Origin of the sequence: Peribacillus sp. FSL M8-0224 (assembly GCF_038003055.1) — a bacterium.
GTDB classification, from domain to species: Bacteria; Bacillota; Bacilli; order Bacillales; family DSM-1321; genus Peribacillus; species Peribacillus frigoritolerans.
This window is the reverse complement of sequence record NZ_JBBOOJ010000001.1, coordinates 3,019,390-3,039,014: the sequence shown is the minus strand read 5'-3', so window position 1 is coordinate 3,039,014 and position 19,625 is coordinate 3,019,390. Positions and strand designations below refer to the sequence as shown.

General features: G+C 40.2%; 19 protein-coding genes and 1 riboswitch. Of the genes, 17 read left to right on the top strand and 2 right to left on the bottom strand.

Translation table 11 applies throughout. The features are described from left to right. Positions 1 to 183 precede the first annotated feature (183 nt). A complete protein-coding gene (gene sigX / locus MKX49_RS14480) occupies positions 184 to 744 on the top strand; it encodes an RNA polymerase sigma factor SigX (protein ID WP_048680217.1) in 561 nt (186 codons plus the stop codon). After that, positions 710 to 1,933, top strand: a complete 1,224-nt coding sequence (locus MKX49_RS14475; protein WP_340876862.1) for a GerMN domain-containing protein — start codon at positions 710 to 712, stop codon at positions 1,931 to 1,933. Before sigX ends, MKX49_RS14475 begins: the two co-directional genes overlap by 35 nt. A 48-nt stretch (positions 1,934 to 1,981) precedes the next feature. On the opposite strand, the gene serA is transcribed toward MKX49_RS14475, so the two are convergent. Continuing rightward, positions 1,982 to 3,556, bottom strand: coding sequence for a phosphoglycerate dehydrogenase (gene serA, locus MKX49_RS14470; RefSeq protein ID WP_340876861.1), 1,575 nt, complete (start codon positions 3,554 to 3,556; stop codon positions 1,982 to 1,984). Positions 3,557 to 3,877: 321 nt separating this feature from the next. Beyond that, a riboswitch (FMN riboswitch) is annotated at positions 3,878 to 4,014 on the top strand. A 164-nt stretch (positions 4,015 to 4,178) separates the two neighbouring features. Between serA and MKX49_RS14465 the strand changes: the two genes are divergently transcribed. Next, positions 4,179 to 4,760 carry an ECF transporter S component gene (locus MKX49_RS14465; protein WP_034308089.1) on the top strand — a complete coding sequence of 194 codons (582 nt, stop codon included), beginning with the start codon at positions 4,179 to 4,181 and terminating at the stop codon, positions 4,758 to 4,760. Between the two features lie 126 nt (positions 4,761 to 4,886). On the opposite strand, the gene MKX49_RS14460 is transcribed toward MKX49_RS14465, so the two are convergent. After that, positions 4,887 to 5,135, bottom strand: a complete 249-nt coding sequence (locus tag MKX49_RS14460; RefSeq protein WP_034308087.1) for a ferredoxin — start codon at positions 5,133 to 5,135, stop codon at positions 4,887 to 4,889. A 290-nt stretch (positions 5,136 to 5,425) separates the two neighbouring features. Here MKX49_RS14460 and MKX49_RS14455 point away from each other — a divergent pair, with 290 nt between their 5' ends. The 14 genes from MKX49_RS14455 to ypeB all read left to right on the top strand — a co-directional run bounded on the left by MKX49_RS14455 (position 5,426) and on the right by ypeB (position 19,585). Then, positions 5,426 to 6,490, top strand: coding sequence for a helix-turn-helix domain-containing protein (locus MKX49_RS14455; protein ID WP_340876858.1), 1,065 nt, complete (start codon positions 5,426 to 5,428; stop codon positions 6,488 to 6,490). Further along, positions 6,490 to 7,995 (top strand): RecQ family ATP-dependent DNA helicase, encoded by a 1,506-nt coding sequence (locus MKX49_RS14450; protein ID WP_340876857.1) that lies wholly within the window; start codon positions 6,490 to 6,492, stop codon positions 7,993 to 7,995. The genes MKX49_RS14455 and MKX49_RS14450 overlap by 1 nt, the downstream gene beginning before the upstream one ends. Further along, positions 7,985 to 8,611 carry a CPBP family intramembrane glutamic endopeptidase gene (locus MKX49_RS14445; protein WP_340876856.1) on the top strand — a complete coding sequence of 209 codons (627 nt, stop codon included), beginning with the start codon at positions 7,985 to 7,987 and terminating at the stop codon, positions 8,609 to 8,611. Before MKX49_RS14450 ends, MKX49_RS14445 begins: the two co-directional genes overlap by 11 nt. Next, positions 8,589 to 9,344, top strand: a complete 756-nt coding sequence (locus tag MKX49_RS14440) for a LysM peptidoglycan-binding domain-containing protein (RefSeq protein WP_340876855.1) — start codon at positions 8,589 to 8,591, stop codon at positions 9,342 to 9,344. The genes MKX49_RS14445 and MKX49_RS14440 overlap by 23 nt, the downstream gene beginning before the upstream one ends. Positions 9,345 to 9,769: 425 nt before the next feature. Beyond that, a complete protein-coding gene (locus tag MKX49_RS14435) occupies positions 9,770 to 10,228 on the top strand; it encodes a YpbF family protein (RefSeq protein WP_034308074.1) in 459 nt (152 codons plus the stop codon). 94 nt (positions 10,229 to 10,322) lie between these two features. Further along, positions 10,323 to 11,138, top strand: a complete 816-nt coding sequence (locus MKX49_RS14430; RefSeq protein WP_340876854.1) for a metallophosphoesterase — start codon at positions 10,323 to 10,325, stop codon at positions 11,136 to 11,138. A gap of 98 nt (positions 11,139 to 11,236) precedes the next feature. Next, on the top strand, positions 11,237 to 12,130 hold the full coding sequence (locus MKX49_RS14425) for a MerR family transcriptional regulator (protein ID WP_063594038.1): 894 nt from the start codon (positions 11,237 to 11,239) through the stop codon (positions 12,128 to 12,130). Between the two features lie 91 nt (positions 12,131 to 12,221). Continuing rightward, positions 12,222 to 12,797, top strand: coding sequence for a genetic competence negative regulator (locus tag MKX49_RS14420; RefSeq protein WP_095389680.1), 576 nt, complete (start codon positions 12,222 to 12,224; stop codon positions 12,795 to 12,797). A 270-nt stretch (positions 12,798 to 13,067) separates the two neighbouring features. Further along, positions 13,068 to 14,345 (top strand): Glu/Leu/Phe/Val family dehydrogenase, encoded by a 1,278-nt coding sequence (locus tag MKX49_RS14415; protein ID WP_048681753.1) that lies wholly within the window; start codon positions 13,068 to 13,070, stop codon positions 14,343 to 14,345. A gap of 154 nt (positions 14,346 to 14,499) precedes the next feature. Next, positions 14,500 to 15,477, top strand: coding sequence for a YpdA family putative bacillithiol disulfide reductase (locus MKX49_RS14410; protein ID WP_340876853.1), 978 nt, complete (start codon positions 14,500 to 14,502; stop codon positions 15,475 to 15,477). A 27-nt stretch (positions 15,478 to 15,504) separates the two neighbouring features. Further along, complete coding sequence (locus MKX49_RS14405) at positions 15,505 to 16,470, top strand: asparaginase (protein WP_063594035.1); 966 nt, start codon at positions 15,505 to 15,507, stop codon at positions 16,468 to 16,470. A gap of 97 nt (positions 16,471 to 16,567) precedes the next feature. After that, the gene (gene prsW, locus MKX49_RS14400) at positions 16,568 to 17,254 is read left to right on the top strand and encodes a glutamic-type intramembrane protease PrsW (RefSeq protein ID WP_063594034.1); all 687 of its coding nucleotides are present in this window, start codon (positions 16,568 to 16,570) and stop codon (positions 17,252 to 17,254) included. A gap of 136 nt (positions 17,255 to 17,390) precedes the next feature. After that, complete coding sequence (sleB, locus tag MKX49_RS14395) at positions 17,391 to 18,215, top strand: spore cortex-lytic enzyme (RefSeq protein ID WP_445670166.1); 825 nt, start codon at positions 17,391 to 17,393, stop codon at positions 18,213 to 18,215. 14 nt (positions 18,216 to 18,229) lie between these two features. Beyond that, a complete protein-coding gene (gene ypeB, locus MKX49_RS14390; RefSeq protein WP_340876850.1) occupies positions 18,230 to 19,585 on the top strand; it encodes a germination protein YpeB in 1,356 nt (451 codons plus the stop codon). Positions 19,586 to 19,625 lie beyond the last annotated feature (40 nt).

Below are 19,625 nucleotides of genomic sequence, written 5' to 3'. Positions count from 1 at the left end.
TAAAGAACTGCGAAGACAAAGGCAAGTGGATTTCCTTTCCAACTTGTCTTTGTTTTTTTAGGAAACAAATAAGAAGTCCCTGATATGTGGAAATTAACGGAATTTTATAATAAGATTAAAGCCGAAGTATGTAACTTTTGTTTAAGATTGACGACTATATTTATGAACGGATGTGGGGAAATGATGGATTCCGTTTTCCACGATCTTTATGAAAAATATCATCAGGAAATATATCAATTCATTTTTTATATGACTAAAAATCGAGAAACCGCCGAAGACCTTGTTCAGGAGGTCTATATCCGGGTGATGAAGGCCTATGAACGCTTCGAAGGAAAAAGCAGTGAAAAAACGTGGATGTATTCGATTGCAAGAAATGTGACGATTGATCACTTTCGGAAACAAAAAGGGTGGAAAGACAAAATCTTTCCTAATTTTGATTGGGATAGGCAATTGCTAAAAGATGAAGAGCCCATTCCCGAGGAAGTGGCTATCAAGAACGATGAAATCCAAGATATTTACCAATGCTTAAACCGGTGTACCACGAATCAAAGATCCGTGATCATTTTACGATATATTCAGGGATTGTCCATTACGGAAACTGCTGAAGTATTGAATTGGAGTGAAAGTAAGGTAAAAACGACCCAGCACCGAGCTTTGAAGGCCATTAAAAAGTTGATGGAAGATTTATCAGGAAAGGAGGGCCACCGCATTGAGGAGATCCCGTTGGAAAGAAAGCGAAATTGAAGACATGCTGCGCGAGCTTCCGAAATTAAAAGATGACCGAACCAAGGCAGAGGTGTATGCGAGAATACATGATAAAAAGAAAAAGAAACACTGGATACCTCTATTCGCGGGTGTTGCCTCCTTATTCTTAATGGTTGTTTTGGCATCATCGTTCATTATTGAAATAAAAGGAACGACAAGTCGAGAAGACAGCGGCAGCAGTGGGAAATTATCTCTATCTGAAAGTAAGGAAATGGCAGATCTTGAACGGAAGGATGCAAGTAACCAAGAAAAGCCCTCAGAAGATAAACAGGAATCTCAAGAGTTTTCGAGTAACCAAGCGAAAATCGAATCCAAAGACAAGTTTTCAGAAATGGAACCGCGAAAAGGGGAAAAGGAAAAAACATTTGAACAAGCGATCTATCAGGATGACCTTAAAAATGCCTCGATCATTACGATGGGTGTCCCAGATGATCAAATGAATTTCATCGTTCCCATTTCAATTAAACTTAAACATCATGATGAAAGTGATACACTGAATCAGTTAGTTAATCAAATGTCCGATATCGATGAAGCGCAATATGGGCTATCTGACTATTTTCCGCTTGATATAAAGATTAGCCAAGGAAACGATATAAACACTGCCCATATTGATTTTCCAGAAAAAAGCCAACTGTTGGCTGAAGATACACTTTTTCTCCATTCGATGGAAGAAACGCTTTCCTATAACAATATAGAGAAAATGACATTTTCCACAGAAGGGAAGCAAGGTGCCAGGTTTGCACATGCGGGATATTTAAAGGAGATGGATATACCTCATCAAAAAAAACGCACATACCTTCTTTATCAAAGGGATGAGTCCTCTCCAAGTTTCCTTGTTCCAAGCAATATGGGTTATCCGGACTTTGAAGAGGCGCTGCAAGCCGGAAAAGGGGAGGCGGACATCGAGGGAATGTCACCTGCAATCCCCCATGACCTGAAATGGGAAAGGATAAGCTCTAATGGAGATCTTGTGATCATTCATCTATCAGATCAAGCTGTTATTGAAAATAGTGAGGAAACCCTTCAAGCTTTAGAAGCCATACTCTTCATAGCTAAGGATTTTGGTTTTGAAAAAGTGAAGTTTGAAAATGCTCCTATTGAAGAGGTGGGCCAGTTGAATTTAACTGAAGACATATTGGTGCCAGAAGCACCGAACCAAGTGAATTGAATGCATTAACAGAAAAAAGTGCCCGCGCTGCGGGGCACTTTTTTCTTCTTATAATGAAATACGGGCCATGAACGTAATTTCTTCTGTTTCCATTAAAAACTGTTTCATGTTGTCTTCTAATGGTAAATCGAAGCTCAAAACCATGATGGCTTCACCGCCAGCTTCTTTTCGGCCAACCTGCATGGTGGCGATATTCACTCCATGATCACCCAGGATCTTACCTACGTTACCGATTACACCGGGTTTATCGGTATGCTGGATATAAAGTAAATTCGATTCTGGATGAAAGTCGATTTTGAAACCATTCAAACTTACAATTCGAGAACCATAGTTTTCGATATAGGTCCCACTTATTGTTAATTCTCGGTTGTCACCTTTTACTTTAAGGCTGATCAAATTCGAGTAGCCTAAAGAGTCCGTAGAGATTTTTTCGCCAATGGTTATGCCACGCTCTTTTGCGATCAACAAGGCATTCACTTCATTGACTGATGCATCGACTCTTGATCTTAAAAAGCCGGAGATTAGACTTTTTGTAAGAATCGCGGTATCGAAATCCAAAGATTCTCCTGCATATGTAACGGAGATTTCCTGAATTCCTTCATTCATGCACTGGGAAGCAATCGATCCCATTTGCTGAACGAGTTGATGGAATGGCTGTACCTTTTCAAACACTTCTTTAGATATGGCCGGAAGGTTGATTGAACTTGATACTGGATTTCCTTCGAAATAGGTCAATACTTCTTGGGCCACCTGTACGGCGACATTTAATTGGGCTTCTTTCGTAGAAGCGCCTAGATGCGGTGTAGCAATGACGCTATCCAGTTCCAGCAGTTTATGGCCAAGTGGAGGTTCTTCGACGAAAACGTCCAGTGCCGCCCCTGCAACATGCCCTTCAACTAACATTTCATATAAATCATCTTCGTCTAGAATTCCACCACGGGCGCAGTTCAGTACATAAACCCCTTTTTTACAGGTAAGCAGTTTTTCTTTATTAATTAATCCTCTAGTTTCATTCGTTAGTGGTGTATGAACAGTAATGATGTCTGCTTTAGGAAGCAATTCATCCAATGGCAGGGCCGTTACGGACATTTTCTTTGCGCGATCTACAGTCAGGAACGGGTCATAGACAATGACATCCATGCCAAACACTTTAGCACGTTTGGCAATTTCCCCTCCGATGCGTCCAAAGCCAACTATGCCTAATGTTTTACCACGAAGTTCAGTTCCCGTATATGAAGAACGTTTCCACTCCCCATTTTTCAATGAAGCATAAGCTTGCGGAATGTGGCGCAATAATGAAGCCATCATCGCGAATGTATGTTCAGCTGTTGAAATGGTGTTGCCGTCAGGTGCATTAACCACGACAATCCCGCGTTTTGTCGCTGCGGGGATGTCTATGTTATCAACACCGACACCAGCGCGTGCTATAATTTTTAACCGCGGCATACGGTTCATTAAATCTTCCGAAACCTTTGTTGCACTTCTCACAAGAATTGCATCGATCTGATCAAGTTCGTTTGCAGCTTCCTCTACGGTCTTCTGAATGAGATGAATAGTGGATGCCTCTGAAAGCGGTCCGAGTCCTTCTGGTTTAATGGCGTCTGCTACTAAAATCCGATACACGTCTAAACACCTTCCTAAGGAAAAAATTATCTTAAATTTCAGTTAATTTTACAATTGAAATGCTGATAATGTCAATTTGGCTTATCTGAATGAAAGCGCTTAAACAAATGATTTTCATCTGATCATCCGTTTAATGCGGCGATATAAATAGCTTCGTCTTCTTTTGCGAAAAATTTTTGAATTGTCATATTGTAAATCCGCCATTCGTTTTAAGCCGTTCACTGCGACGATCGATATTCATCCTACATGCATCAAATGAGAAAAAATGCTATCAAAAAAAAGGTATTTCAGATATAATGGGAAGTATAAAAAATTTTATAGGTCTATCTTCGGGGCGGGGCGCAATTCCCCACCGGCGGTGATGAAGGAATTTCTACTTCTAAGCCCGCGAGCCTTACAAGGCAGGATTTGGTGTGATTCCAAAGCCGACAGTATAGTCTGGATGGGAGAAGATGGAGGTTCCTTAGTGCGTTTCAACAGTTATTTGCTGAACGTTTGTTTGATGTAACCTTTAATTTATCCCTTTAATTCCATTGGAATTAAAGGTTTTTTATTGAACATCAACATATTTTGGAATCCTAACCTCTTTTTCAGGTAGATCGGAAAAGAAGGAGAGAGAACTATGAAAAAGAACAAAGTGAAAAAAATGGTCTCACTTGCCATGATGGGAAGCATATCGTATTTATTGATGCTTTTAAATTTCCCGTTTCCAGGATTCCCGCCTTTTCTCAATGTTGATTTTAGCGACATACCAGCACTGATGGCGGCATTGATTTTCGGTCCGATGGCTGGAATTCTAGTCGAGTTCATTAAAAACCTATTGGATTTAGTCATGACAGGGACCTTGACTGCTGTGCCTGTGGGGCATATCGCTAACTTTATAGCCGGAATACTGTTTGTCTTGCCGACTTATTATGTATTTCAGAAAATCAATTCAAAAAAAGGAATGACGTTCGCCTTACTTGCGGGAACAGTTTCCATGGCAGTATTCATGAGCGTATTAAACTATTTTGTCTTTTTACCGGCTTATACCTTCTTTATGGGATGGGATGCCATGTCGGCGCCCGAGTCAAGAAAGTTCGTTACGACGGCAATCTTGCCTTTCAACGTGATTAAAGGCGTGCTCATCACATCTGTATTCATGTTGCTGTTCATTAAATTACAGACATGGATCAATAAGCAAACATTATATAAAAATGCTTAATGGCATTGACGATAGATATGAAAAAACAACCGGATATCCATATCCGGTTGTTTTTTTATGCCTGTTTTTTGGTATGTGCATTGGCCAAAAGAAAAAGCCATTCTCGATTGAAAATGGCTTGTACCTTTATTCGAATTTTAGTGCATCTCCGTCAAATGCCTCGTCAGCAACTTTGATGGAATCCGTAGGGCATCCTTCAAATGCATCCATCATGTCGTCTATAAGTACATCTGGAATTTCAACGATACCCTCGTTATCGTCAAGGGTAACAAATGCGATCCCTTCGTCATCATAATCGTATATATCTGGTGCCGCTGCTCCGCAAGCTCCACAAGCTATGCATGTTTCTTTATCCACAATAGTAAATTTAGCCATGAATATAACCCCTCCTAAGTTGATTAACAACTGATAATCTTTTTATTTCAGATTATTATCTCTTTCTTATTGTAAGACCGAATGCCAAACTTTTCAATAGAAATTGTATTGATAATAACTATCATGTAGCTGAATGTCAACGAAAAACATCGAAATAATTAACTTGGTCCTTTCCATGTTTCGTCATTTAGTCACATAATTTCCGTTGTATTCATCAATAATAACGGCGGTTTTTGCAGATTTTTGTTACAATGGGTTTATTGGTTAAATGAAACAAGGATGTGAGTCCCATGAATAATTATCTACAGGCCATCATTCTATATGCGATAAAAAAATTTCAAGGTGAGCGCTCCATTTATGCTATATACCATATGCTGCAGGGTAAGAAATCGTCACAAACCATCCAAGATGCCCACTTATTCGGGTTAACGGATATTTTTGGGACAATACCTCGATTTACCCGTCAGCAATTAAATCAAAACATTGAACATTCGCTTAAGCATGACTTGATCAATTTAACGGATAAACCAGATGCTTATGAAATTAGTTTGCAAGGTGAACGAATGTTGGTCGATTACTTTAAAAATAATCCTTTTCCGGAGTATTTAAATGGTTGGAAGTATCACAATATCACCCCTGTTTTTTGGGGAAGGTTAAACTTACTCATTCAAACCATATCCCATATTGTCCACAATGAAAGACGTTTTTATCCGATACAACGAAATCCCAAAATCCAATTCTTCGTAAAGGAATTTTTACATGCCAATCGTCAGGATCGAGCGTTTATTGCCCAACATCTATATGATGAACTGGTATCCCTTTTAGAAGATCAAAGTGATATGAAACGAGACATTTTCATTTTGAAATTGACCGGGATAAACAGGATTGGACTAACGTTTGAACAGATTGCAAAAAGAAAAAATGCGGAAGAAGAGTATGTTCGCTATACATTCCTTGACTCATTGCATCAAATGCTTGCAGAAATGGAAACGGGTAGTGACTACCCTCTCTTATCCTCATTAACCAATGATTGGAAAAGAAGTGGTAATCCTCATTTGACACAATCTACAAAGACTACTTTACGATACATCCAGGAAGGGAAAAACCTCGGTGAAATAGCTGGTATCCGCAGATTGAAAGTCAACACCATCGAAGATCACCTCGTAGAAATTGTTTTATCGGAAAAAGATTTTCCGATTTCCGATTATGTGTCAATCGAGGATGAGAGGGAAATAACTGAAGCGATTAAGAAACTTGGTACAAAAAAGCTTAAAGCTATCAAGCAGATGGTCGATAATAAACAAATAAGCTTTTTTCAAATAAGACTTGTACTTGCGAAAATAGGTGAGAGATGATGAACATGGAACGAGTCCTCAAAGAAAAATTCGGTTTTGATGAATTTCGTCCTGGACAGAAGGAAGTGGTTGAATCATTGATGTCCGGCCGTCATACATTAGCGATGCTCCCAACCGGGTCAGGTAAATCATTATGTTATCAGCTGCCGGCTTATCTGGTAAATAAGACTGTCATAATTGTATCCCCGTTATTATCTTTAATGCAGGATCAAGCGGATCAGCTGAAGATGAGCGGCGAAAAAAGTGTATTGACCCTCAACTCTTTTTTGACGCTTAATCAAAAAAGGAAAGCTTTCGATAGGTTACATAGTTACCGTTTTATCTTTTTATCTCCTGAAATGCTGAGCATCGATGGTGTGATAAAATCCTTGAAATCCATAGAAATAGGCTTGTTCGTCATAGACGAAGCACACTGCATTTCACAATGGGGGTACGATTTCCGTCCGGATTATTTGAATTTAGGAGAAGTGAGGCGTGAACTGAATGATCCGTTGACGCTTGCCCTGACGGCAACTGCAACCGATGAGGTCCGGAGGGACATCGTTGTTAAACTTAACATTGGGCAGGCCGAGGAAATGGTCTCATCCGTTGATCGTGAAAATATTGCCATTATTATCGAGCGAATGTTCAGCTATGATGAGAAGCTAGCCCGTGTGCTGGAGCTTGTCAGGAAATTTACCGGAAGCGGAATTATTTATTTTTCCTCTAAAAAAGTGGCGGAATCAGTCGCTGGTTTTTTACAGGATAACGGGATCGATAGTGTCAATTATTATCACGGTGGAATGGAGCAGGAACAAAGGATGCTCATTCAGCAGCAATTCATTTCCGGCCAGTTGAAAATCATATGCGCAACAAGCGCTTTTGGAATGGGTGTGAATAAATCGGATGTCAGATATGTTATCCATTTTCATATCCCGTCCACGATGGAAGCATATCTTCAGGAGATTGGCAGGGCGGGGCGAGACCGGAAACAAAGTGTGGCTGTCTTATTATATAGCGAAGGGGATGAAGGGCTTCCCCTTCATTTGATGGAGCAACAGTTGCCTACGGATTCGCAAATCGATGGTGTATGTTCTTTCCTTAATGAATCACAAAAGAATCTGGCGAATTTGACCCCCTCAGAAAAAGAGCAGCTGTCGCAATCCTTTTCGTTGAACGAAATCCAGCTCCGTTTTTTTACCCAGTTTATTATGGGCAATAACCAGGATCAAGTGGCAGAGATGAAAGAGTATTGTCAAAAGAGGAAAACCAGTAATCAAGAAAAGCTGCATAAATTCCTTCACTGGATATATGCACAGGAATGTCGCCGTTCAGGGATACTGGACTATTTTGGAGAAAAGCATCGGGAAGCGAACCCCATCTGCTGTGATATCTGTGGGATGGATGCCGAAAAAATGGCTGATGTATGGCCGGAAGTAAAGGTGGATCCGGCTAATACCTTTTCCACTTGGAAAAAGGAATTGGCTTATATCTTACTAAAGAAGGAAAATGGCAATGAAAAATAAGCAAGCTGAATTAATTAAACAACTTACAGATAAACAGTTGCTATATAATTTGTTTCTTACACAAATTATTCTCTTAACGTTAGCCATCTTTTTAGGTATTATTTTATTTAAAGACCGTTCTGCTTTTTTCGACTTATTTATCTTTGGGGACCTGAACATTTTGCTGATTGGTGTTCCTGCTGGAGTCATTGTCGTGTTAATTGACATATTGCTTATGAAAGTGACACCATCTTCCTATCAGGATGATGGCGGTATTAACGAACGCATTTTCAGTAATTTGTCATACCCGATGATTTTTGTCGTAGCTTTAGTGGTAGCGGTAAGTGAAGAAGTATTATTCCGGGGAGTGCTGCAAACACATTTTGGTTTGCTTCTTACGAGCCTCATTTTTGCAGCCGTTCATTATCGTTACCTTTTTAATTGGTTTTTATTTTTAAATGTATTGGTTTTGAGCTTCTTTATCGGGTTTCTATTTGAAATGACTAATAATATCATCGTGACGATTACGGCCCACTTTTTGATTGACTTTATCCTTGGTATTTTAATCAGGAACAAAAAGCAAAGAGGGTTTAGCAAGAAAGGGGGTGACTTGAATGAGCCGGGTGCAAAAGAATGAAAAAGAAAATGATCAGGCTGGTGAACTTCGTTCGCGAATTGAACGCCAGAAGGCTAAGTCATCATTGCCCAAACGGAGCAAAGTCCATCAGAATAAAAAGAAAAAAAGTAAAGTGAAGATTAAACTTCCAATGATACAATTATTAGCGTTATTTTTCATTTTGCTTCCAATTGGATTTTACAGCCTTTATACATATTTTCAGGATAGGCCTTTACCTGTTACTAAAAGTGACCAAGTCGTCTTAAAAGAGGAAGATATAGAATCGATTCCAACTACAGCAACGGCAGAGGACTTAAAGGAAAAAGAGTCGGCAAAGGCTGAAGCGGAGAAAGAAAAAGAAGAAGCTGAGGCTAAAGCCAAAGCGCAGCAGGAAGAAGCTAAGGAAAAAGCCAAGGCACAGCAAGAAGCTGAGGAAAAAGCCAAGGCACAGCAAGAAGCTGAGGAAAAGGCCAAAGCGCAGCGAGAAGCTGAGGCTAAAGCCAAAGCGCAGCAAGAAGCTGAGGAAAAGGCAAAGAAAGCAGCAGCAGAAAAGAAAAATGTACAAGCCGCTAAACCGGATAAAGAGGGATACAAAGTTGTCTTACATACTGTTCAAGGTGAAGAAACATTATTTCGCATTTCCATGAATTACTACAAATCACAGGAAGGGATTGCTCTGATCAGGGAGTGGAATGGGCTGAATGGCAATGAAATTTCCAAAGGTCAGGTATTGAAAATTCCAATCAAGAAATAATGAAAAGGCACCTTTAGAAAAAATCAAGTTTTTAAATCCTTCTATTTCAAAACAAAAAAGACTTTAGGCAACAGGAGTTCTACCTTAATGTTAAAACAAAGTTGATTGGAGCGGGTGTTCGAGAATCCTGCGGGAAAAGCGCGTCCAAGGGAGACCCCGCAGGCGCAGTGGGGCCGAGGGCGGACCGCCCGCGGAAAGCGAGTGCCTGAAGTGAAAATCAACATTCAAATTTTAAAAACCTAAAAAAGCTGGAGACAAACTCAATTATTATCGAGTTTGTCTCTAGTCTGACCCTGTCTTTATAGGCAGGGTATTTTTAATATTGTTCAACTTGGTTAAGTATGAAAGCAATAGTGACAGGTACATTATCATTTTTTCCTCTACTCTTTCATATCATGATTTGAAAGAGCAGAGGAGGAAATGCGATGGAATCGACAATCATTTTACTGGATGAGAAAACGGATCAAGCAACAAAACAAATGCTTCAAAATGTCGTGGATCGGAAGAAAAAATTCGAGGCACTTAAAAAGAAGCATCTTCAAAGCTTGTGGGCAACCATGATTGTTGCTGTCCTTTTTATGATTTATCTTTATTTTTATATCGTTGTACCTTATTCCTATTCCTTTTTCAGCATGTTTAGTGTTTTCGTCGACCATTTTAGCCATTTCCTTTTTTTGGCGGCAGCAATTGGTCTATATGGATATATGGTTTTAATTAAAAAAAAGCTAGATAAAGCTGAAAAGGAGTTTCAACTGCTACGCTGTGAAATCATTAATAAAAGTAAGCAATTGTGGGAAAAAGAGGAAGAATGGAAAAATCGCCATAAGGTTTTTGAAATGATGAAGAAGAATTATGATATTAACTTATATCATGAAAATAAATGATGGTTGCTTTAAATCATATTTAATTGCGGGTAATACCGTTTTATGGTTATATGAAAGTACGTTTGGATAAGGATGGAAAGAAGGTTTAACGAAGATGTTATGGTTATCTGGATTATTTTTAATCATCATCCTGCTGTCATTTGCCACGATCTTTTACATGTGGCGTACGGCTATGCAAGATAGGGTGATTTCTCAAGACCTATATTTTAAAGACTTTCCTGAAGACTTTGGCGATGTGCGGATTTTTTTTATATCCGATCTTCATCGGCGGATCGTTGCGGATAAATTGATTGAGGAAACAGGTGACAAGGCAGATTTGGTGATAATCGGCGGTGACATTAGGGAAAGCGGGGTTCCCTTAGAACGTGTGGAAAAAAATTTATTAAAACTAAAAGAACTTGGTCCCCTTTATTTTGTTTGGGGTAATAATGATTATGAAGGGGACTTCCATGAACTGGATGCGACTCTTTTGAAACATGGGGTGAAAATCCTTGATAATACAGCTGTTTCTTTTGAGTCTCAGAATGGCAGCAAAATCGCTCTTCTGGGCATTGATGATATATCGGAAGAACGTGATAGGCTTGACCTTGCCCTGTCGGATTGCGGGAATGAAGATTTCCGGATTTTGGTGAGCCATAATCCATTGGTCAAGAAACAGTTGACTCCGGAACACCATATTAGTCTTGTCCTGTCAGGTCACACCCATGGCGGGCAGATTCGCCTATTCGGATTCGGGCCCTATCAGATCGGAAGTGTTAAAAAAGAGGGGGAATGTATATATATGACGAGTAATGGCTATGGGACAAGCGCAGTGCCTTTAAGGCTTGAAGCTAAGCCTGAAACGCACCTCTTCACCCTGAAAAGGGGGACAGACACTGAAATAGGCGAAGCTGTGGAAAAAACCTATTAGGCTGCTTTTAAGCGAGCATACCGGGATTTTACAGACCTTGAAAAATCCACTATAATTTCATCAAATGATCGTACAGTTATTGGAGGCCTTGTAAAACCATGCAAGAAGGTAAATATAATATAAAGGCAGTTTCAAAACTGCTGGACATTCAGTCGGGAACCCTTAGGGCTTGGGAAAGGCGCTATAAATTTATCGAACCTATCAGGAATGAATCGGGGCACCGGCTGTATACTGAAAAACACCTGCAAATCCTTAAGTGGCTCATTACTAAAACAAAGCAAGGTTTTACAATAAGCCAAGCCGTTTCTCTTCTCGAAAGTACTGGCACCCTAGCGCCTGGAGTTCCTGAAACGAACCGTAAGGATGAACAAGCGATTAAGTTATCGGATGAATTAATCGAAGCTCTATTGAATTTCAATGAAAATAAAGCCCATATGCTGATAAGCCAAGCATTCAGTATGTATACAATCGAACAAACCATAGTGGATGTACTCGGTTCAATATTGGTTCAGATTGGGGATAAGTGGGAAAGGGGAGAAATTACTTCCGCTCATGAACACTTTGCGTCGAACATAATAAAATCCAGGATCAGTTCGGTTATGCATACAATTCCGACTAATGGTTTTCTTCCGAAAGCCCTTACCGTTTGTGCTCCCGGTGAAAAACATGAATTTGGACTATTAATCTTCACCATTTTTTTGAAGCGGAAAGGGTATGAAACCATTTATTTAGGAGAATCCATTGCTGATAAGGACCTTTTCACCGTTTTAAACATCATTAAGCCCTCTTACCTATTCATGTCATGTTCACTGAAAGAGAATCTTGCTGGAACATTTAAGCTTGTTGAAGCGTTAATAAAGGATTTTCCGGATTTGAAGGTGGGTATTGGCGGTGCGGCTTTGAGCCTTATTTCTGAAGAAGACCGAACTGCCTTCAGCGGAGTCTTAATGGGGGACACGCAATCGAAATGGGAGGAGTGGCTGAAGGGTTAGCGACGGCCGTCTTAGGAGAAATAATGGATATGCACCCTGCGACCAAGGCTTCATATGATGTATGAAGATGGTAACCAGGGGGCATTTTTTTATGAAGCTGGAACGATTAACTAATAATAAAATCAAGATTTTTTTGACCCTTGATGATTTAATTGATAGAGGCATAACGAAAGAAGATATTTTAGGGAATTCCTTAAAGGTCCACAAGCTATTTCAGGATATGGTCGAAGAAGCGTGCGAAGAACTCAGCTTTAAAATGAGTGGCTCCATTGCAATCGAAATTTTCTCCTTGCCTGCACAAGGGTTGATAATCATTGTGACAAAGGAAGAAGAGGAACTATTGGCAGACGAAGAGGAATTTTTGGATTTACAGGTGAAAATTGATGACTTCCCCCATATTCTTTATGTTTTCGATGACTTTGAAGATATCGTCCAATTATCTCATAGATTATCTTTTCAAGGTTTGCTTAAAAGTACCCTTTATCATTTTGAGGGTAGATACTATTTACTTATCGAAAATGTTAAAGACACGACATATGACACGGTCATATCTCTAGCGGCTGAGTATGGCCATGCATCTACATTGACACTCAGCCGCATCAATGAATATGGAACATGTATAATCGAAAATGAAGCGATACATGTTTTGCTCACACATTTTAGCTGACGTAAGACAAATGAGACAAGGCAGCCGCATTACGGTGAAAAAATGTGGTTTGCCTTTTTTTGTGTCAACTTTCGGCCGAACAAGATATACGGTAAAAGAGTAAGAAAGCAGTTGATATGATAACGTTTTCATTTTTAGAATATTTCCAACTTTTAATTTCCCATTTTTACTCTTGCATAAATGTAACGAAGGTGTATACTAGCACATGAAGAGGACTATTTGTACATTATAATTTTATATACGGATGAGATTTTCTAGGAGGTACTTTTAATGGAATCGGCAAAAGGCAATAGCCATGTAAATGAAGAAGAAAAACACGACGTACTGAGGTCAACCCAAACTGTAATACATAAAGCTTTGGATAAGCTGGGTTACCCGGAAGAAGTTTTTGAGCTGTTGAAGGAACCTTTGCGTTTATTGACGGTGAAGATACCGGTACGCATGGATGATGGATCGGTTAAAATTTTCACGGGTTACCGTGCACAGCATAACGATGCTGTTGGGCCTACAAAAGGCGGTATCCGTTTTCACCCTAATGTAACGGAACGTGAAGTGAAGGCATTATCCATTTGGATGAGTTTGAAATGCGGCATCGTAGATTTGCCATACGGCGGGGGTAAAGGCGGTATCGTTTGTGATCCTCGTAATATGTCATTCCGTGAGCTTGAAAGACTGAGCCGGGGCTACGTTCGCGCAATTAGCCAAATCGTGGGGCCGACTAAAGATATCCCGGCACCTGATGTGTTTACAAATTCTCAAATCATGGCTTGGATGATGGATGAATACAGCCGTATGGATGAATTCAACTCGCCAGGATTCATTACGGGTAAACCGCTAGTGCTTGGTGGTTCTCATGGCCGTGAATCAGCCACTGCTAAGGGTGTAACGATCTGTATCAATGAAGCTGCCAAGAAACGCGGCATCGATATTAAAGGGGCACGGGTCGTCATTCAAGGTTTCGGTAACGCAGGTAGTTTCTTAGCTAAGTTCATGCATGACGCAGGAGCTAAAGTCATTGGTATTTCAGATGCATACGGTGCACTCCATGATCCTGAGGGATTGGATATCGATTATCTTCTCGATCGGAGAGATAGTTTCGGAACCGTAACGAAATTGTTTAAAAGCACAATTTCAAATAAAGAACTGCTTGAATTGGAATGTGATATTTTAGTTCCGGCTGCAATCGAAAACCAAATCACTGAAGAAAATGCTGCGGATATCAAAGCATCGATCGTTGTCGAGGCAGCTAACGGACCTACAACAATTGAAGCGACACAAATCCTGACGGATCGCGGAATCCTTCTTGTTCCTGATGTGCTTGCTTCTGCTGGCGGTGTAACGGTTTCTTACTTCGAATGGGTACAAAATAATCAAGGGTATTACTGGTCTGAAGAAGAAGTGGACGAAAAGCTGGAAAAAATCCTTGTAAAATCTTTTAATAACATTTATGAACTTGCTCAATCAAGACGCGTTGATATGCGCCTAGCGGCTTATATGATCGGCGTAAGAAAAATGGCTGAAGCTTCCCGCTTCCGTGGTTGGATCTAAAAGGATTCAAATCAGTATTAATATATAGTTAACTCATGTTCATTGCTTTATCATTGAAATGAATTGTAAAAACTCCTATCATGTATTGATAGGAGTTTTTATTTTTAGACGAACGTATCACACATAGTGGATGGAAAGGCAGTGGAGAATAAAGATGAATGTTGAAGAAGTCATTATCATAGGTGGGGGCCCGTGTGGATTGGCTGCTGCGATCGCTCTTAAAGAAGTGGGAATACAGTCCCTGATCATTGAAAAAGGAAATGTGGTTGATTCCATTTACCGTTATCCGACACATCAAACATTTTTCAGTTCGAGTGAAAAACTGGAAATTGGTGATGTCGCTTTTATAATCGAAAACCGTAAACCGGTCCGCAATCAGGCGCTAGCCTATTATAGGGAGGTAGTCAGAAGGAAAGAATTGCGGGTCAATACATTCGAAAAAGTGGAAAAAGTGGAAAAAGTGGAAAAAAGAGAAGATGGCCAGTTTTTGGTCAAGACATCGAAAGGGGAATATACAGCTCTGCATGTGATCATATCGACCGGATACTATGATCATCCTAACTATATGTGCATACCGGGCGAACAGCTCCCTAAAGTGTTTCATTACTTCAAGGAGGGCCATCCCTACTATAATTGTGATGTTACAGTCATCGGTGGCAAAAACTCAAGTGTGGATGCAGCTTTGGAATTGGTCAAATCAGGAGCAAGGGTTTCAGTCCTTTATAGAGGATCGGATTACTCTCCAAGTATCAAACCTTGGATTCTTCCGGAATTCGAATCATTAGTCCGCAATGGAACGATCAAGATGGAATTTAATGCGAATGTCGACAGGATAACGGAAGACAGCGTGATTTATCATGTAGGTGATGAGGAAAAAGTCATTAAAAATGATTTTGTATTTGCAATGACTGGTTACCATCCTGACCATTCCTTTTTAGCTGCAATGGGCATTACTATTGATAAGGAGACCGGAAGGCCTGCATATAACGAGGAAACGATGGAAACGAACGTTAAAGGTCTTTATATTGCAGGAGTTCTGGCAGCCGGAAATAATGCGAACGAAATCTTCATCGAGAACGGCAGGTTTCATGGTGGATTGATTGCCTATCATTTGGCCGTTAAAGAAAAGTGAATGATATGAATGAGGAGCTGTGACCGTATGGAAAAAATATCATTAATAACGACTGGTGGGACTATTGCCAGTAAAGAAACTGCGAATGGGATGTTGGCCTCTGGTGCATTGACTGGCCATGAGTTGGCATCTCTTTGCGAATTGCCCAGCGATATCGAGGTTAAAGTGGTTGATCTTTTCCAGATTTCAAGCATGTCCATGTCCTTTGAGAAAATGCAGCAGCTTCAATCAGCCATACAAAAGGAATTGGAGGATCCTGAAGTTACGGGAATCGTCGTGACACACGGTACGGATACACTTGAAGAAACGGCATATTTCCTTGATGTCACGAGTAAAGATCAACGTCCAATCGTATTAACCGGCTCCCAACGTTCTCCCCAAGAAGTGGGCACCGATGTATATTCCAATCTAAGGAATTCGATATTATGCGCTGCGAGTGATCTTATTAGGGATGTTGGGGTAGTGGTCGTTTTTAATGAGCGGATCTATTCAGCAAAGTATGTCAAAAAAGTGCATGCTTCCAATTTACAGGGATTCGAATCTTTTGGCTATGGATATTTAGGGATAATTGATAATGATGTCGTGAGCATCTATCAGAAACCTTTACATAGGGAGTGTTATGATATTCAGAATCGCATCCCAAGGGTGGATATCATCAAGTGCCATACAGGAGCTGACGGCCTCTTTATTGATGCTGCGGTTGCAAACGGTGCGAAAGGCATCGTGCTCGAGGGTGTAGGAAGGGGACAAGTCACCCCTGTAATGGTAACCTCCATACAAGCTGCAATCGATAAAGGAATAACGATCATCATGACTACAAGTGCAGAAGAAGGAAAAGTGTACCCTGCTTATGATTATGAAGGCAGCGCATTTGATCTAAAACAACGCGGTGTGATTTTAGGCGCTGATTATGACAGCAAGAAGGCACGAATCAAGTTAGCTGTCATGCTGGCAAGCGAAAACCCTATAGATGAGACCTTCTTTAAGTACTGAAGGATTAAATAAAATATGGAAGAGTTGATTCTTGGATTCAGTTTTTCTTCATTCCATGGTACGATTAAGGAAACGAAGATGAAAAGAGGGTCAGCTAATGCTGGTCATGTTGTCAGCGGCCATTGCGCCAGGATTGGCGCTACTGAGCTATTTCTATTTGAAAGATCAATATGAGACCGAACCGATATCGGTTGTGGTCAAAACATTTATATTCGGTGTTTTTCTTGTATTTCCGATTATGTTCATACAGTATGTGCTCGAAACCGAACATATCTTGAATACGGATTTAGCAAATGCTTTTTTATGGGCTGCACTGCTTGAGGAATTCTTCAAGTGGTTCATACTCATTTACGTTATTTATCAGCATGTGGCATTCGATGAGCCTTATGATGGGATTGTTTACGGAGCTGCAGTCTCCCTTGGATTCGCCACAATGGAGAATATTTTGTACCTGCTGGCCAACGGGGTGGAACACGCTTTTCTCAGGGCCGTTCTCCCTGTATCCAGTCACGCTTTGTTCGGTGTGATCATGGGATATTATTTGGGCAAGGCGAAATTTTCGGCTTCGAATAATAGGGTCTATTTATTATTGGCATTGATCATACCAATTTCGTTACATGGGGTTTACGATTATATTTTGGTTTCCCAAAAATTTTGGGTGTACTTTATTATGCCATTCATGATTTATCTATGGTGGTTAGGCATGAAAAAAGTAAAGAAAGCACGTTTGTTGTCTGACTTTCACGCAGAAAAACTTTCACAGAATCATTACCTTAGCAAATGACGAATACTATCAAAAAACGGAGTGCTGGCATATTTTGCCCGCTCCGTTTTTTTTATGTTTGGAATAAAAAAGCCAGTAAAGAAGAAAATAGAATTACATTAATTCAAGAAAAAGAGGAGTGTTTTTGATGAAAGGAATTTCGTCAAAATGGAAATGGCTTTTGCTGTTTTCGTGTATAACTATATGTTTCGCAATTTACCCGGAAACAAGAACAAATGCCTTTTCGAGCCAAGTCATTCAAAAAGGTGCGGTTGGAAATGATGTAATTGAACTGCAGGCACGCCTGCAAAACATCGGTTACTATAAGGGAAAGATTGATGGAGCCTATGGATGGGGCACTTATTGGGCACTTCGAAACTTTCAACAAGATTTCGGGCTTCCAATCGATGGTTTAGCAGGCACTACAACAAAACAGAAGTTGGCGAATGCGTCTAATTTCAATAAAGCATGGGTTCATGAGCAAATCAATAAAGGAAACGAGTTCACCTATTATGGGGGAGTCCCCATTGAAAAACAGGTAAAAGCGAAAGGAACTGGAACTGGAGGGACCGCTACCGGAAAGGCCCCTTCCAAACCAACGACATCTGCCAATCTTCCAGGGGGGTATTCTCAAAACGATATACAACTGATGGCCAATGCCGTTTATGGAGAGGCGCGAGGGGAGCCATATACTGGTCAGGTTGCCGTTGCAGCAGTAATCCTGAATAGGGTGGAAAGTGCTGCATTTCCTAATACCATTTCGGGAGTAATTTTTGAACCTGGGGCGTTTACGGCTGTTGCGGATGGACAGATTTGGCTTACACCGAACGAAAGGGCGAAAGAAGCCGTGGTGGATGCTATCAATGGGTGGGATCCAACCGGTAATGCAGAATATTACTTTAATCCCGATACGGCAACAAGCAAATGGATCTGGTCAAGGGAACAAATTAAAAGAATCGGAAAACATATCTTTTGTAAGTAAAGAGGTGAAGGGAAATGATCAGGAATATAGTGATTGCCCTGCTTGTTGTAGTTGTTGCGGGAACTGCATTCTGGGGTTATCAAGAACATAAGGAAAAAAATGCTGTATTAATAAACGCGGAAAATACGTATCAGCGAGCCTTTCATGATTTAAGCTATCAAGTGGATTTATTGCACGATAAGGTCGGCAGTACTTTGGCCATGAATTCACGTTATTCATTAAGTCCGGCGTTAACAGATGTTTGGCGTATCACTTCCGAAGCCCAAAGTGATGTCGGGCAGTTGCCATTGACCTTGCTTCCTTTTAACAAGACAGAGGAATTTTTATCAAAAATTGCGGACTTCAGTTATAAAACAGCGGTACGGGACCTTGAAAAAGAACCATTGAATGATAAGGAATATGCGACACTGCAATCCTTGTACACACAGGCAGGAGACATCCAGGGCGAGTTAAGGAAAGTGCAGTATCTAGTCCTTAAAAACAATTTAAGATGGATGGATGTCGAAATGGCTCTTGCATCAGGGAAAGAAAATTCGGATAACACGATCATTGACGGATTAAAGACGGTAGAGAAAAAAGTATCTGGGTACGGGGAAACGAATGAGATGAACCCGACTTTTACTTCTGCACAACAGAGGGATGAAAACTTCAAAAATTTGCAAGGTGAAACCATTACGAAAGAAGAAGCAATCGCGACAGCAAAAAACTATGCACACTCAAAAAGCAAAAATTTGAAGGTGAATGTGGAAGAAAACGGAAAAGGTTCCGATTATGGATTTTATAGTGTGAGCATCCTCGATAAAGATTCCGATACTGAATTGAATATGGATTTGACAAAAAAAGGCGGTTACCCTATTTGGTATATCAATAATAGAGATGTGAACAAAACAAATATTGATTTGAATCAAGCCTATACAAAAGCCGAAGCTTTTTTAAAGGAACATGATTTCAGTTCACTTGAATTATTTGAGAGTGCTCAATACGATAATATCGCATTATTGAATTTCGTGACATCAGAAAATGGGGTCAAGATTTATCCGGATTCAGTCAAGGTCAAAATCGCATTGGATGATGGATCCGTTATAGGGTTTTCAGCTGATGAGTATTTAAAATCACATAAAACCAGGGAATTAGGGAATCCGAAAATATCCGAGAAAGAGGCTAAGGACAAAATCAACAGCAACGTAAAAATAATGGAAGAAGGAAAGGCGTTAATCACCAATGATATTGGTGAAGAAGTTCTTTGTTATGAATTTCTCGGTACGATTAAAGACGATACCTACCGTATTTTCATTAATGCAGATACCGGTCAAGAAGAAAAGGTTGAAAAATTAAAGAATTCCGAACCGGTATACGAGAATTTAATTTAAAAGAATCGTCAATCATAAGTTATGGGGAAATGTGCTTAGT

Bases quoted from the DNA above. Each gene is read 5' to 3' on its own strand.
- MKX49_RS14415 (WP_048681753.1), top strand. From the start codon at position 13,068: ATGGAATCGGCAAAAGGCAATAGCCATGTAAATGAAGAAGAAAAACAC.
- sigX (WP_048680217.1), top strand. From the start codon at position 184: ATGGATTCCGTTTTCCACGATCTTTATGAAAAATATCATCAGGAAATA.
- MKX49_RS14455 (WP_340876858.1), top strand. From the start codon at position 5,426: ATGAATAATTATCTACAGGCCATCATTCTATATGCGATAAAAAAATTT.
- MKX49_RS14405 (WP_063594035.1), top strand. From the start codon at position 15,505: ATGGAAAAAATATCATTAATAACGACTGGTGGGACTATTGCCAGTAAA.
- MKX49_RS14430 (WP_340876854.1), top strand. From the start codon at position 10,323: ATGTTATGGTTATCTGGATTATTTTTAATCATCATCCTGCTGTCATTT.
- MKX49_RS14445 (WP_340876856.1), top strand. From the start codon at position 7,985: ATGAAAAATAAGCAAGCTGAATTAATTAAACAACTTACAGATAAACAG.
- MKX49_RS14420 (WP_095389680.1), top strand. From the start codon at position 12,222: ATGAAGCTGGAACGATTAACTAATAATAAAATCAAGATTTTTTTGACC.
- ypeB (WP_340876850.1), top strand. From the start codon at position 18,230: ATGATCAGGAATATAGTGATTGCCCTGCTTGTTGTAGTTGTTGCGGGA.
- MKX49_RS14450 (WP_340876857.1), top strand. From the start codon at position 6,490: ATGAACATGGAACGAGTCCTCAAAGAAAAATTCGGTTTTGATGAATTT.
- MKX49_RS14460 (WP_034308087.1), bottom strand. From the start codon at position 5,135: ATGGCTAAATTTACTATTGTGGATAAAGAAACATGCATAGCTTGTGGA.
- MKX49_RS14425 (WP_063594038.1), top strand. From the start codon at position 11,237: ATGCAAGAAGGTAAATATAATATAAAGGCAGTTTCAAAACTGCTGGAC.
- MKX49_RS14435 (WP_034308074.1), top strand. From the start codon at position 9,770: ATGGAATCGACAATCATTTTACTGGATGAGAAAACGGATCAAGCAACA.
- MKX49_RS14465 (WP_034308089.1), top strand. From the start codon at position 4,179: ATGAAAAAGAACAAAGTGAAAAAAATGGTCTCACTTGCCATGATGGGA.
- MKX49_RS14410 (WP_340876853.1), top strand. From the start codon at position 14,500: ATGAATGTTGAAGAAGTCATTATCATAGGTGGGGGCCCGTGTGGATTG.
- prsW (WP_063594034.1), top strand. From the start codon at position 16,568: ATGCTGGTCATGTTGTCAGCGGCCATTGCGCCAGGATTGGCGCTACTG.
- MKX49_RS14440 (WP_340876855.1), top strand. From the start codon at position 8,589: ATGAGCCGGGTGCAAAAGAATGAAAAAGAAAATGATCAGGCTGGTGAA.